This window comes from Streptomyces sp. YGL11-2 (assembly GCF_050054615.1).
Lineage (GTDB): Bacteria > Actinomycetota > Actinomycetes > Streptomycetales > Streptomycetaceae > Streptomyces.
Genome location: NZ_JBNHIN010000030.1, coordinates 1 through 12,673, shown reverse-complemented (window position 1 = coordinate 12,673; position 12,673 = coordinate 1). Strand labels below are relative to the sequence as shown.

Genomic DNA, 12,673 nt, shown 5'->3' with positions numbered 1-12,673 from the left:
GGGTAGGCCGGCTCCGGCTACGGCACGCGGGCCGGGGGCGGTACCGCGGTGCGCCGGGTTGCCGAGGTGCCGAGTTGCCGGGTCAGCGGGTCGCCGGGCGGGTCAGGCCGCCGCGTCGAACCCGGTGTCGCGCGCCATCCGCTTCAGCTCCAGCAGCGCGTGCTTCTCGATCTGCCGGATCCGCTCCCGGGTGAGGCCGTGCTGCTTGCCGACCTCGGTCAGGGTGCGCTCACGGCCGTCCTCGATGCCGTAGCGGGCCTTGATGATCGAGGCGGTGCGCTGGTCGAGGCGGTCGATCAGGTCCTCCAGCTCCTCGCTGCGCAGCAGCGTGAGCACGGACTGCTCGGGGGAGGCCGCGGAGGTGTCCTCCAGCAGGTCGCCGAACTGGGTGTCGCCGTCGTCGTCCACCGACATGTTCAGGCTGACCGGGTCGCGGGCCCAGTCCAGGACGTCGGTGACCCGGGAGGGCGTCGAGCCCAGCTCGCCGGCCACCTCCGCCGGCTCCGGGTCACGGCCGTTCTCGCGGTTGAACTCGCGCTGCACCCGGCGGATCCGGCCCAGCTCCTCCACGAGGTGGACGGGCAGCCGGATCGTGCGCGACTGGTCGGCGATGGAGCGGGTGATGGCCTGGCGGATCCACCACGTCGCGTACGTCGAGAACTTGAAGCCCTTGGCGTAGTCGAACTTCTCGACGGCGCGGACCAGGCCGGCGTTGCCCTCCTGGATCAGGTCCAGCAGGGGCAGGCCGGCGCGCGGGTAGCGGCGGGCGACGGCGACGACCAGCCGGAGGTTGGACCGGATGAAGACGTCCTTGGCCCGGGCGCCCTCGGCGGACATCGCCTCCAGCTCCGCCCGGTCGGCACCTGCGGCGTTGCCGTCGGTGACCTCGCCGTCCAGGATCTGTTGGGCGTAGACACCCGCCTCGATGGTCTGGGACAGCTCGACCTCCTTGGCGGCGTCGAGCAGCGGCGTACGCGCGATCTCGTCGAGATACATGCCGACCAGGTCGCGGTCGGCGATCTCTCCGCCTCCGGCGCGAACGCTGGTGGCCCCATCAGATCCACTGGTGCTGGCCTGACTACGGGCGACGGCACGGGTTGCCATGCGTGTGCTCCCTTTGCGATGAGTCGGTCGCGGGACGGTGGGGCGGGTCGATGGTCTGTCGATTGCTCTCCGGACTGCCGGTGGTCGACCGACTGACCCGTCCGAAGGAAACAACGGCCGGAATCCGGACAGAATTCCCAAGCCGCGCCCCTATTTTTCTGATCATGCAGTACCCTGCCCCCTCACCAAGGAGGTCGGATGCCATCCGCAGACAGGGATGCGCAGGTCAGAGCGGGCGTCGAGACGGACCTCACGGCGCTTACGGATCTTTACAACCACTACATCCGTGAGACACCCATCACATTCGACACGGAGCCCTTCAGCCCGGAGCGGCGTCGCCCGTGGCTGCTCTCCCACCCTCAAGACGGCCCACACCGCCTTCTGGTTGCGCAGGACCCCGGCGGCACCCTGCTCGGATACGCGACCAGCAGCGCCTTCCGCCCCAAGGCCGCGTACGCCACCTCCGTCGAGACCACCGTCTACTGCGCCCCGCAGGCCGCCGGGCGGGGCGTCGGCACGCTGCTCTACACGGCGCTGTTCGCGGCGCTGGCCGACGAGGACGTGCACCGTGCCTACGCGGGGATCGCCCAGCCCAACGAGGCGTCCGGCCGCCTGCACGCCCGCTTCGGGTTCCGGCACATCGGCACGTACACGGAGGTGGGCCGCAAGTTCGGGCGCTACTGGGACGTGGCCTGGTACCAGAAGGACCTGACCTGGCCTGACCTGATCTGACCTGGCCTGACCTGACGCAGCGCCGCCCCGGCCGGGGCGGCGACCGTCCGCGCGGCGCCTGATCCAGTTGACGCGCCCGGCCCCCGGGTGTCGCCTGGACAGGAAGAGGGGCGAACGAGAGGAGCCCGTCATGGACCAGCACGCGCACGGCGACCAGCACTCCGGCGAGGGCCCGGCACACGTGGCGAGGGCGGCCCGCTCCCACGGCACCGTCGAACCCGAGCACGGCGCGACCGCCGCCGTGCCGGAGGAAGGCACCGGCACCGGCACGGCGCACCGCACTCCGCTCTCCGTGACGCTCCCCGTCATCGCGGCGCTCGGCCTCGGCTGCTACACGATCTGGCTCGACCACACCAGCGGAGCCTCGGGCGGCCAGGCCGCGCTCCGCGGGCTGATCGCCGCGGTGGTCTCCGGGGCCCTGGGAGTGACCCTGGTGCACTTCGGCCCGACCATGATCACCGAGACCCGGGCCCTGGCGTACGCGGCGCTCTTCGGTACGTCGATGGGCTGGCTCTACTCCGTCAGCGGACCCTCCGTCCTCAAGTCGTCGGCCTGGGGCGTGGTCATGTTCGCCGTGATGTTGGTCGTCTCGCTCTACGTCTTCCGCACCCACCGCGTCAGCGAGCCGCACGGCCTGCACCGCCCGCGCGCCGCGCATCACCCGCACCCCGCGCACTGAGCGCCGAGGACGGAGCACTGAGCGCTGAGCGCTGAGCGCCACAGGACACCACCCCGCGTCCCTGCCTCCCCGCCTCCCCACCAACCCCCTTCGCCTCGGCCGCCGTTGAGGCCGTACCGTCACCGCCGGGACAGCCGCTCCGGCTCCGCACCCCGGGATGCCCACCACGGCCACCCCGGGGTGCTCATCCCGCCGACACCTCCGGGGCGTCCGACCTGCGGCGCAGGGTCCGCAGCGGCCGGCCCGGCCGCCAGCTCTCCAGCTTCAGGTACGGGTCCTCGACGGACGTGCGTATCACCTCCGTCAGCTCGGCCCGGAAGAGGTGGAACGGCTCGGGCGGCCGCACCGCCGCCGCCCAGCCACAGCTCGCCGTCGCGGAAGTCCGCCTCCAGACCGCTCAGTCGGGGCGCGCCGCGGAACCGGCGCCACGGGCAGCCATGACCCCAGCGTCCCACCCGCCACCGACAACGGCCCCGACCCCGACCCGGCCCCGGCAGCCGCATTACGACCAACGCCGTAGGCCCCCAGCCGCGTCGGGGATCCGTCCGCAGGCCGTTACGGCCCGGTCGGCGGCCGACCTAGCCTCGGGCCATGGATACGACGAGCGGCACACTCGACGAAGCCCTGGAACGACTGCACGCCACCGGCCCCGAATTCCGCGGGTACCTGGCCAATCACGGCCCGATGGCCGTGGAGGCGCTGGTCCGGCACGGACACGCGGGTACGGTCCACCGCTGGCTCGACGACTACACCACCAAGCTGGAGGACGTACCGCGCGCACAGGCCGCGATCACCGACGCCAACTGGCAGCAGGCGTTAGGCGATCCGAGCCGGGTCACCGACTGGACCGCGTACCTGGCGCGCCAGGTCGCCGAACGCCCCTGGCGGGAGGTGCTCGCCGAGTGGTGGCCGCGGCTGCTGCCCGGTATCGCGGGCGCCGCGACGCACCCCGTCATCCGCGTCGGCCACGCCGTACGCACCCTCCTGGAGCAGGGCGAAGAGGAGCCGCGCAGCGCGGAGTTGGCGCAGGCGATCGGTTACTGGGCGGCCCGCCACACCACACTGCCGGTGTCCGTGAACCCCGGCGGCACCGCCTCCCCCGCCGACGCTCTGGCCGGCCTCCCGCGCGTCGCCGACCGGCAGACCTCCGTCCTCGGCGGGTTGGCCCAGCTGCCCGGTACGGAGGGCTGGTCGGCGGCGGCCGACCGGCTGCGCGCCCCGCGGGACCCGGACGACGCCCGCGACCTGCTGGCCGCGGTCGTCCAGGCCGCCACCCACCGCTATCTCGACCACGGGCACGGCAACGCGGTCATGCTGGTGCACGCGGCCACCGCGCCGAACGCCGTACTGCGCACCCTCCCGGCGCTCCCCCGCGACCTCTGGGCGGCCTCACTCGGCACGGCCTGGGCGGCGAGCGCCGCCCTCACCTCCCTCTACGCCTCCGACACGCCGCTGCCTCCCCCGGCGGCCGGGCCGCTCACCCCGGAGGAGGTCTTCGCACGAGCCGCCGCGCACGGCGACGCGCACGCGGTCAAGCTGACCGACACCGCGCTGGACGTGGCCTCCTGGACCGAGGACGGCGACGACCGCGCCCTGTCGGCCGCCCTCCGCTCCCTGGAGCTGATCCCGCCGGGCACCTGACCGGCACCCGACCGGCGCCGGGCGGGCGCCTCTCAGCCGTACTGCACCGACCGCTTGGCCAGTCCCATCCAGTAGCCGTCGATCACGCTGCGCCCGCTGCCCAGCTGGCCCTGGGCGTCCGCGGCGCCCAGAGTCACGAACAGCGGCGCGAAGTGCTCGGTGCGCGGATGGGCCAGGCCGCCGGCCGGCGCCTTGTGCGTGAAGCCGAAGAGCGCGTCGAGGTCCTGGTCCTCCAGGGCCCGCCGCCCCCAGTCGTCGAACTCCGCCGACCAGGCGGGTATCCCGTTCGCGGACTGCCGCAGCGCCGCCAGGTTGTGAGTGAAGAAGCCGCTGCCGACGATCAGCACGCCCTCCTCGCGCAGCGGTGCGAGCCGGCGCCCGATCGCGTAGAGCCGCCGCGGGTCGAGGGTGGGCAGCGACATCTGGAGCACCGGGACGTCGGCGTGCGGGTACATCTCGACGAGCGGGACGTACGCCCCGTGGTCGAGCCCGCGGTCGGGGATGTCCTCGACGGGCGTGCCCGGTGCCCGCAGCGTCCGGCGGATCCGCTCGGCGAGTTCGGGTGCGCCGGGGGCCGGGTAGCGCACCCGGTAGTAGTGCTCGGGGAAGCCCCAGAAGTCGTAGACCAGCGGCACCGTCTCGGTGGCGCCGAGGGCGAGCGGGGCCTCCTCCCAGTGGGCGGAGACCATCAGGACCGCCTTGGGGCGGGGCAGCTGCGCGGACCAGGCGGCCAGTTGCCCCGGCCAGACCGGGTCGTCGGCGAGCGGCGGAGCACCGTGACTGAGATATAGGGCAGGCATTACGGACATAACGGCTCCACGGCGTCACACTGGCGTTAGTCGGTGCCCCGCGAACGTCCGCCGCGCCCGGATCACCTGCGCCGCGGAGCGTTTACTTGAATCTTCAAGGGGGCGATCTCAGCCTAACTCCACGTTGTTAAATATTCAATAACACGGGGAGCGGTGAGAGAGTGGATGGCATGAGCAACGAACCCGCAACCGAGCCACGCTGGCTCACCGACGAGGAGCAACACGCCTGGCAGTCCTACCTCCACGCCACGACGCTCCTGGAGGACCACCTCGACCGCCAGCTACAGCGCGACGCCGGGATGCCGCACGTCTATTACGGCCTGCTCGTCCAGCTCTCCCGTGCGCCGCGGCGCCGGATGCGGATGACCGAGCTGGCCCAGAACGCCAAGATCACACGTTCCCGCCTCTCCCATGCCGTGGCCCGCCTGGAGAAGAACGGCTGGGTACGGCGCGAGCACTGCCCGTCCGACAAACGAGGCCAGAACGCCCACCTCACGGACGAGGGCATGCGGGTCCTGGAGAAGGCCGCACCCGGACATGTCGCCGCGGTCCGCGCCGCGATCTTCGACCGGCTCTCCCCGGAGCAGATCAACCAACTCGACGAGATCTGCGGGGTCATGGCCGAGGGGCTGCAACCGCAAGGCGCCGACCTCCCTTGGCTCCGCTGACATTCAGCGAAGCCAGGGGAGGCCGGCGCGGCCGGCGCGGAGGAACGCGATCGAGTGGTGTGGAGGTACGGGGCCCCGGGGGCGCGGGGGCGTACGCGCGCCGTCGTCGGCCGGCGGCGTACGCCCTTCAGGAGATCCCGGCGCCCCGGCACCCGCCCCGTACGGCTTCGCTCAGTGCACCGTCACCGGGGTCAGTGCACCATGACCGGGACCGACGCGTCCGCGTCGGCCGCACCCGCGGCGGCGTCCTCGTCCGACGAGGCGGCCGGCGAACCGGCACCCGGCCGCCCGGTGTTGATGAAGGTGAAGGCGATCACCGCCGCCAGCGCCAGGATGCCGACCGCCCACCAGATGGCCGTGGTGTAGCCGTGCACCATCGACTGGAGCTTGAGCAGATCCGCCGAGCGCGCCCCGGCCGCATGCGCGGTGGCGTACGCGGTGGTGGCGCTGGCCGCGATGGTGTTCAGCAGAGCGGTACCGATCGCACCGCCCACCTGCTGCGAGGTGTTGACCATCGCGGAGGCGACACCGGCGTCGCGCGGCTGCACGCCGTGCGTGGCCAGCGACATCGCCGGCATGAACGCGGTACCCATGCCGAGGCCCATCAGCACGAAGCCGGGCAGGATCAGCGCCGGGTAGGACGTGTCCAGGTCGATCTGGCTCAGCACCAGCATGCCGAGCGCGGCGACCGTGAAGCCGGGCGCCATCAGGTACCGCGGCCGGACCCGGGTCATCAGCCGGGCACCGATCTGCGTCGAGCCGGTGATCATGCCCGCGACCATCGGGAGGAAGGCCAGCCCGGTCACGACCGGCGTGTAGCCCTTCACGATCTGGAGGTAGTAGGTCAGGAACAGGAAGAGGCCGAACATGCCGATCACGGCCAGGCCCAGCGACGCGTAGACACCGGCGCGGTTCCGCTCAGCGACCACCCGCAGCGGCAGCAGCGGCGCCTTCACCCTGGACTCGACCAGGACGAACGCCAGCAGCAGCACCGCCGCCGCCGCGAACAGCCCCAGTGGCAGGCGGGCCAGCCAGCCGTCCGACTCGACCCGGGTGAAGCCGTAGACCAGCGAGACCAGGCCGAGCGTGGCGAGGATGACGCCGGGGATGTCCAGCCGGGAGGAGTTGCGGCCCTGTGCGGGCTCGCGGATCACCAGGACGGCACCGGTCGCGGCGACCACCGCGAACGGGATGTTCACGAAGAAGGTCCAGCGCCAGTTCATGTACTCGGTGAGCACGCCGCCGAGGATCAGCCCCACCGCGCCACCGCCGCCGGCGATCGCACCGAAGATGCCGAACGCCTTGGCGCGCTCCCGGGCCTCCGTGAAGGTCACCGCCAGCAGCGACAGCGCCGACGGCGCCAGCAGCGCGCCGAAGACTCCCTGCAGCGCCCGCGCGCCCAGCAGCATCCCTTCGTTGACCGCGGCCCCGCCGAGCGCGGAGGCGACCGCGAAGCCGACGAGCCCGATGATGAAGGTCCGCCGCCGTCCCCACAGGTCGGCCACCCGGCCACCGAAGAGCAGCAGCCCGCCGAAGGCCAGCGCGTAGGCCGTGATGACCCACTGCCGGTTGGCGTCACTGATGCCGAGGTCCGTCTGGGCGGAGGGCAGGGCGATGTTCACGATCGTCGCGTCGAGGACGACCATCAGCTGTGCGAGGGCGATGAATATGAGCGCTTTCCAGCGCCGCGGATCGACGTGGCCGGCTGTTTCAGGCATGGCGAGGTCCACCTAGTGGTGCGGTGAGCGAATAACGGGACGGGGGTTCCGCGGGAGGGGCGTCTCACGCGGGACGTACGTGCGCAGGGACAGGGAATCGGGACGACGGGACGGATGTGGTGGCCGGCAGGCGCGCCACCGCGCGGGCGGCCCCACATGTCCTACGGGGCCGGCGAACCGTACGGGCTCACGGGCGGTGGTGCCTCAAGTCCTCCAACGTGGCGGCGGATCCGGGGAGTTCGGACCGGCCGGGTGCCCGCAGACCGTCCAGGAACAGCTGCAGATGCCGGTGCACGAACCTGTCGAAGTCGAGACAGCCACTGCCGGGCAGCGGGCGGGTGAGCTGGGTGAGCGCGACCATCAGGTCACCGACGGCGATGTCGGTGCGCAGCTGGCCGCTGTCGCGCGCGGCACCCATGACGGCCTCGACGGCCGCCTCCAGGCGCTCGCGCGCGGCGATCAGATCGGGATGCGCCGGATCGATGCCGTCCGAGAGCAGCGGGCACAGCGCCCCGATCCGCTCCTCCACCGCGTCGTGGACAAAGCGCCGCAGCGCTTCAAAGGCATCGGACTCCTCGGCGAGGGCGCTCTCCGCACGGTCCGCGGTACGGGACATGACGGAGAGCGTGACGTGGTGGATCAACTCCTGGCGATCCGCGAAGTGACGATAAAGCGTCGCATTGCCGACACCCGCACGTCGAGCGATTTCATCGAACGGGACCTCGGCCCCGGACTCGACCATCGCCTCCCGGGCGGCCGCGATGATCCGCTCGCGGTTGCGCAGCGCGTCGGCTCGCAGCCGGGGCTGCGCCCCCGTACCGCAACGCACCGAAGCGATCACGCCGGCACACTCCTCTCCCGTCACTCCTGGACCGCGTTGGCCCACGTTGGACCACGGTCACTCCTGGACCGGACGAAGGGGGAACACGCTCCCCTCTTCACCCGACACAGGCGTAAACGGGGACGGCCTCCCCGGATATTTCCCGCCGCTCTGTGAGGTGGGCCACTCGCGGCCGGGCCCCCGTCCGCCCCGCACACCGCCCCCCGGGGACCCTCCATTTGACGCAGCCCCGCGCGCCCACGAAGATCCCCCGCCGCAAGCTGATCGTATGAGGAAGCTCTGCGCGGCACTGGCCGCAGCCGCGACCACCGCGGCCGCTGCCGTCGCCCTGTCCTCGCACCCCGGCGCCGTCGCGATACCGACCGCGGCCGGCGCGCCGCCCACCGGCCCCTGCGCCCTGCGCGGCATCAGCGACGACGTCTCCGAGGCCGCCCCCACCCCCGCCGGCTTCGCCCACGCGACCGGCACCGTCCGGGCCCTGACCCTCTTCATCGACTTCCCGGACGCCCCCGCGAGGCTGTCGCCCATGTCCCGCTTCGCCGAGTTCTTCCCGGCCGCCACGGACTACTTCCGCACCAGCTCGTACGGCCGGCTCAACTACATCCCCCGGCCCTTCTTCCGGTGGCTGCGGATGTCCCGCCCCCTGGAGGCGTACGGCATCACCCGCGGCGCCGAGTTCGACCCGGCCTCGGACAGCGGCTACCACGCGCTCTCCCGGGAGATCGTGCGCGCCGTCGACCCGTACGTGGACTTCCGCGACTACGACGTCATCAACGTCATCACGACCCCCAACGCGGGCCCGCCCGCCACCCGTACGGTTCTGTCGGTCACCTTCAGCGGCGCCGACCTGGGCCTGAAGACCGGCCGCGGGGTGCCGTTCACGAACGTGTCGTTCATCTGGAGCCGGCAGACCGGACTGAGCGCCTTCCGGGTCATCAACCACGAGAACGCCCACTCCTTCGGCCTGCCCGACCTCTACTTCACGGACGACCGGGACGGCCCGACCCCGGTCGGCCACTGGGACCCGATGGACGAGGACTGGGGACCGACCAACGACTTCCTCGGCTGGCACAAGTGGAAGATGGGCTGGCTCACCCCCGGCCAGGTGCACTGCGCAGCCGCCGGCGGGGCGCCCGCCGACCACACCCTCACCCCGGTCTCCACGCCCGGCGGCACCAAGATCGTCGTCATCCCGACCGGCCCGCACAGCGGCTTCGTCGTCGAGGGCCGCACCAGCGGCCTGCTCGACCCGATCGTCTGCCGCCCCGGCATCCTCATCTACCACGTGGCCACCGACGTGCCCTCGGGCCACGCCCCCATCCGCGTCATCGACGCCACCCCGCACAGCCGCGGCTGCTACACCGGGACCCCCAACGTCGACTCGGACCTGACGGACGCCACCTTCCGCCCCGGCCAGACCTTCAGGGACCACACGAGCGGCGTCACCGTCACCGTCCTCACGGAGAACACCGACGGCACCTACCGCGTACGCGTCACCCCGGCCCACTCCCGGCAACTCCCCCCGGAACCCCCCGTGGCGCACCCCTTCGTACCGCCACCCCTACCGCCCCGTGCCACACCGCCGCCCCTCAAACCCCCCACCCTCAGGCCCTCTCTCCACAGACCGCCTCCGCACCGACCGCCACCCAACAGGCCACGCCCCCTCACACCACACCCCCTCACCCCACGTCCCCTGGCGCCACACCACCTCCCTCACCCTTCCAGTGCCGCCGGCCGATACTGATCAGCCGCAGCTGCCGCCGCGCCCGCCAGACCACCTCTTCCGCGGCCCCCTCCGCCCCGTCCTCCGCGGCGTCAATCAGCTCCGCGGCGGTCGTCACCAGCCGGTCCACATACAGCTCGGCCAGCATCCGCACGTCCTCGTCCCGCCAACCCGCCGACACCGGCTGCGACTTGAGCGCCTCGGCGACCTCCTCCGTGAACCGCGCGAGCTCCCCCGCGATGGCCTGCCGCACGGCCCGCACACCCCCGTGCCGCTCCCGGGCCACGAACCGCACATGGGCGGGGTGCTCCCGCACATGCCGCTCGACGACCGCGACCGTACGGTCTATCCGCTCCTCCGCCGCGGCCTGCTCCACGAGGATCGCGCGCACCATCGCGTGCAGGCTCCCCAGCGCCTCCTCGACGAGCGCGACGCCCAGTTCCCCCAGATCCCGGAAGTGCCGGTAGAACGCGGTCGGGGCGATACCCACCACCCGCGTCACCTCGCGCAGCCCCAGACTGCTCAGGCTCTGCTCCTCCAGCAGCCCGAGCGCCGCATCGAGCAGCGCCTGACGGGTCTTCTGCTTCTGGGCCTGCCGGACTCCACCCACACTGTGACTCATGTCATCCAGTAAACAACCGTTCTCTGAACCATTCCACTCGCACGCGGCCGTAGACTGAAGTTGTCAGTGAACAACTGTCCTCTGAATTCCGAAAGGAAGATCATGCTCTTCCTCGTCGCAGCCCTCCTCCTGATGGGGATCGCGCTGGGCACCGCGGCACACCTCCCCCTCCCCGTCACCCTCGTCGCCGCCGCGGCCATCGCCACCTGGCTGCTCGTCTTCTCCGTACGCGAACGCCGCCGCCAGGCCGGAGGAACCCCCCGATGAGCGCCGCCACCATCAAGCCGACCCCTTCCTCCCCTTCCTCTCCCGCCTCCGCCGCCTCCCGTCCCGCCCGCCCCCACGCGGACGGCATGGCCGTGGCCTCCTTCGTCCTGGGCCTGCTCGGCACCCTGGTCCTGAACGTCGTACTGGGCCCCTGCGCGCTGGTCCTCGGCACCCTCGCCCTGACCCGCGGCACCAACCGCCGCGGCCGCGCCCTCCTGGGCATCGCCCTCGGCGCCGCCGACCTTCTCCTCCTCGCCGCCCTCACCGCCGCCGACGGCACCCTCAGCTGGCACATCGGCTGACCCCTCTCCGGCCCCGCACCCCACGCCCCCCACCCGCCATCCGCTACGCTTGTCGCCGGATCGGATCAACCGGATCCCCCCGCCTCCGTAGCTCAGGGGATAGAGCACCGCTCTCCTAAAGCGGGTGTCGGCAGTTCGAATCTGCCCGGGGGCACCATGCGGTAAGCCGCTGACCTGGGGTTTCTCCCCCAGGAAGGCGTTCTATTCGGCCTCGGACTCCTCGTCCGGGGCCGTTTGCGTGAGCGGTGCGTGAGCGGACGGGTCGCCAACCCCCGGCTCTTCTCCGGATTCCGCGGCATCATCCGGCATAGATTCCTCGCCGGACTCTTCTGCCTCGTCGGACTCGCGCTCCGCCACCGGGACGATTTCCTCGGGGGTGGTGCGAGCACGCGGTACGAGACGGGCTGCGGCCTCGGCGATCGCCAGATCCGCCTCGGGCAGCAGGCTCGTGTACGTGTCCGCCGTGATGGTGATCGATGAGTGGCCGAGCATCTCCTGGATGTCCTTCAGGTCGGCGCCGGCCGCGTGAGCGAGGGTTGCCGCTCCGTGGCGCAGGTCGTGGAGCCGGATCGGCGGGAGCCCGATCTCCTCACACAGCTCCATGAAGCGGCGGGTGACGTTGGCGGGGTGGAGCATCTCACCGTTTTCCTGGGTGAAGACGCGCCCGGTCTCCACCCAGGCGCTGCGCCATTCCTTGCGGTCCTTGTCCTGCTGGACGCGGTGCCGCTTGAGGGCTTGGACCGTGTCCGAGTCAAGCGCGATGGTGCGTGCGCCGGCATCGGTCTTGGGGTCGTCCTCGTACACCTCCCAACCGTCCACGACGAGTTGCTTGGCGACGGTGATGAGCCCGGCATCCAGGTTAGTGTCGGTCCACTTCTGCCCGCACGCCTCGCCCCGCCGCAGCCCGCGGAACGCGATCAGGTGGAACAGGGCGTACAGGCGGTCCTCCGCGACGTGGTCGAGGAACAGGCCGGTGTGCTCCGGCGTCCAGACCATCACCGACGAGGGCTTCTCGCCAGTGCGCTTCCAGTGAAGGATGCGCTCCTCGGTCCACACCAGCGCCTTGGGGCGCTTGCCCGCCTCCAACTCGACGTGAGCGGCCGAGTTGAAGGTGATCAACTGCTGGGCGATCGCAGCGTTCAGCGCGGCCCGCAACGTGGAGCGGACGCGCTGACGCGTGGCCGGACCGACGATGCGGCGGTAGGGCTCCATTTCTGCGATGGCCGCCTTCATCGCCTTGCGGCGGGAGCGGTGTTCGCGCCCCTTCCAGGGGATCTGGGCGAGGTCTTCGAACGCCTTGCGGCGGGCTGCGTTGCCCTCCGCGATCTCGACGTTGGCCTCGGCGATGGCCTCGAACATCTCCGACAGGTGGGTGACCCGGAGGCGATCGAGTCGCAAGTGCCCGATCCGCGGTTTGAGATGCACCCTGATATTGCTCTCGTCGCGGCTGATGGCACTCTGTCGCCCCTTCTTGCCCGACAGCCACATGTCCAACCAATCGCCGACGGTGAGGCGGCTGGTGAGGTCCAGGCCGTGGCTGAGGCGCCGCCGGGTCTCTTCGACGTTC

Annotated in this window: 12 protein-coding genes, 1 tRNA gene and 2 pseudogenes; 8 read left to right on the top strand and 7 right to left on the bottom strand. The window is 71.6% G+C overall.

Going from position 1 to position 12,673, the window contains the following annotated elements; all coding sequences use genetic code 11:
* Positions 1 to 102 precede the first annotated feature (102 nt).
* Entirely contained in the window at positions 103 to 1,104 is a 1,002-nt protein-coding gene (locus ACO1BR_RS28585) for a sigma-70 family RNA polymerase sigma factor (protein ID WP_426797979.1), read from the bottom strand.
* A gap of 198 nt (positions 1,105 to 1,302) precedes the next feature.
* Between ACO1BR_RS28585 and ACO1BR_RS28580 the strand changes: the two genes are divergently transcribed.
* On the top strand, positions 1,303 to 1,836 hold the full coding sequence (locus tag ACO1BR_RS28580; RefSeq protein WP_426797978.1) for an N-acetyltransferase family protein: 534 nt from the start codon (positions 1,303 to 1,305) through the stop codon (positions 1,834 to 1,836).
* 130 nt (positions 1,837 to 1,966) lie between these two features.
* Positions 1,967 to 2,515 (top strand): hypothetical protein, encoded by a 549-nt coding sequence (locus tag ACO1BR_RS28575; protein WP_426797977.1) that lies wholly within the window; start codon positions 1,967 to 1,969, stop codon positions 2,513 to 2,515.
* Between the two features lie 184 nt (positions 2,516 to 2,699).
* Here the strand turns inward: ACO1BR_RS28575 and ACO1BR_RS28570 are convergent.
* Positions 2,700 to 3,018, bottom strand: a pseudogene (locus ACO1BR_RS28570) (hypothetical protein).
* Between the two features lie 88 nt (positions 3,019 to 3,106).
* Between ACO1BR_RS28570 and ACO1BR_RS28565 the strand changes: the two are divergent.
* Positions 3,107 to 4,156, top strand: coding sequence for a questin oxidase family protein (locus ACO1BR_RS28565; protein WP_426797976.1), 1,050 nt, complete (start codon positions 3,107 to 3,109; stop codon positions 4,154 to 4,156).
* A 32-nt stretch (positions 4,157 to 4,188) separates the two neighbouring features.
* Here ACO1BR_RS28565 and ACO1BR_RS28560 read toward each other — a convergent pair whose 3' ends face one another.
* Positions 4,189 to 4,956, bottom strand: coding sequence for a dioxygenase (locus tag ACO1BR_RS28560; protein ID WP_426798049.1), 768 nt, complete (start codon positions 4,954 to 4,956; stop codon positions 4,189 to 4,191).
* Positions 4,957 to 5,135: 179 nt separating this feature from the next.
* Between ACO1BR_RS28560 and ACO1BR_RS28555 the strand changes: the two genes are divergently transcribed.
* Positions 5,136 to 5,633: a MarR family winged helix-turn-helix transcriptional regulator gene (locus ACO1BR_RS28555; RefSeq protein ID WP_159503304.1), complete on the top strand. Its 498-nt coding sequence runs from the start codon at positions 5,136 to 5,138 to the stop codon at positions 5,631 to 5,633.
* Between the two features lie 191 nt (positions 5,634 to 5,824).
* On the opposite strand, the gene ACO1BR_RS28550 is transcribed toward ACO1BR_RS28555, so the two are convergent.
* A complete protein-coding gene (locus ACO1BR_RS28550) occupies positions 5,825 to 7,351 on the bottom strand; it encodes an MFS transporter (RefSeq protein ID WP_426797975.1) in 1,527 nt (508 codons plus the stop codon).
* Between the two features lie 187 nt (positions 7,352 to 7,538).
* A complete protein-coding gene (locus ACO1BR_RS28545) occupies positions 7,539 to 8,189 on the bottom strand; it encodes a TetR/AcrR family transcriptional regulator (RefSeq protein ID WP_426798048.1) in 651 nt (216 codons plus the stop codon).
* 271 nt (positions 8,190 to 8,460) lie between these two features.
* On the opposite strand from ACO1BR_RS28545, the pseudogene ACO1BR_RS28540 reads away from it, so the two are divergent.
* Positions 8,461 to 9,690, top strand: a pseudogene (locus ACO1BR_RS28540) (M6 family metalloprotease domain-containing protein); the annotation flags it as partial.
* Between the two features lie 181 nt (positions 9,691 to 9,871).
* Here ACO1BR_RS28540 and ACO1BR_RS28535 read toward each other — a convergent pair.
* Positions 9,872 to 10,537, bottom strand: coding sequence for a TetR family transcriptional regulator (locus tag ACO1BR_RS28535; protein ID WP_426797974.1), 666 nt, complete (start codon positions 10,535 to 10,537; stop codon positions 9,872 to 9,874).
* Between the two features lie 102 nt (positions 10,538 to 10,639).
* Between ACO1BR_RS28535 and ACO1BR_RS28530 the strand changes: the two genes are divergently transcribed.
* The 3 genes from ACO1BR_RS28530 (at position 10,640) to ACO1BR_RS28520 (ending at position 11,263) form a co-directional block, all read left to right on the top strand.
* Positions 10,640 to 10,804: a hypothetical protein gene (locus ACO1BR_RS28530; RefSeq protein WP_426797973.1), complete on the top strand. Its 165-nt coding sequence runs from the start codon at positions 10,640 to 10,642 to the stop codon at positions 10,802 to 10,804.
* Entirely contained in the window at positions 10,801 to 11,106 is a 306-nt protein-coding gene (locus tag ACO1BR_RS28525; RefSeq protein WP_426797972.1) for a hypothetical protein, read from the top strand. Before ACO1BR_RS28530 ends, ACO1BR_RS28525 begins: the two co-directional genes overlap by 4 nt.
* Before the next feature lie 81 nt (positions 11,107 to 11,187).
* Positions 11,188 to 11,263: transfer RNA gene (locus ACO1BR_RS28520), tRNA-Arg, on the top strand.
* Positions 11,264 to 11,307: 44 nt separating this feature from the next.
* Here the strand turns inward: ACO1BR_RS28520 and ACO1BR_RS28515 are convergent.
* On the bottom strand, positions 11,308 to 12,673 hold a 1,366-nt coding region (locus ACO1BR_RS28515; RefSeq protein ID WP_426797971.1), incomplete at its 5' end, for a site-specific integrase.

Bases quoted from the DNA above. Each gene is read 5' to 3' on its own strand.
- ACO1BR_RS28585 (WP_426797979.1), bottom strand. From the start codon at position 1,104: ATGGCAACCCGTGCCGTCGCCCGTAGTCAGGCCAGCACCAGTGGATCT.
- ACO1BR_RS28580 (WP_426797978.1), top strand. From the start codon at position 1,303: ATGCCATCCGCAGACAGGGATGCGCAGGTCAGAGCGGGCGTCGAGACG.
- ACO1BR_RS28575 (WP_426797977.1), top strand. From the start codon at position 1,967: ATGGACCAGCACGCGCACGGCGACCAGCACTCCGGCGAGGGCCCGGCA.
- ACO1BR_RS28565 (WP_426797976.1), top strand. From the start codon at position 3,107: ATGGATACGACGAGCGGCACACTCGACGAAGCCCTGGAACGACTGCAC.
- ACO1BR_RS28560 (WP_426798049.1), bottom strand. From the start codon at position 4,956: ATGCCTGCCCTATATCTCAGTCACGGTGCTCCGCCGCTCGCCGACGAC.
- ACO1BR_RS28555 (WP_159503304.1), top strand. From the start codon at position 5,136: ATGAGCAACGAACCCGCAACCGAGCCACGCTGGCTCACCGACGAGGAG.
- ACO1BR_RS28550 (WP_426797975.1), bottom strand. From the start codon at position 7,351: ATGCCTGAAACAGCCGGCCACGTCGATCCGCGGCGCTGGAAAGCGCTC.
- ACO1BR_RS28535 (WP_426797974.1), bottom strand. From the start codon at position 10,537: ATGAGTCACAGTGTGGGTGGAGTCCGGCAGGCCCAGAAGCAGAAGACC.
- ACO1BR_RS28530 (WP_426797973.1), top strand. From the start codon at position 10,640: ATGCTCTTCCTCGTCGCAGCCCTCCTCCTGATGGGGATCGCGCTGGGC.
- ACO1BR_RS28525 (WP_426797972.1), top strand. From the start codon at position 10,801: ATGAGCGCCGCCACCATCAAGCCGACCCCTTCCTCCCCTTCCTCTCCC.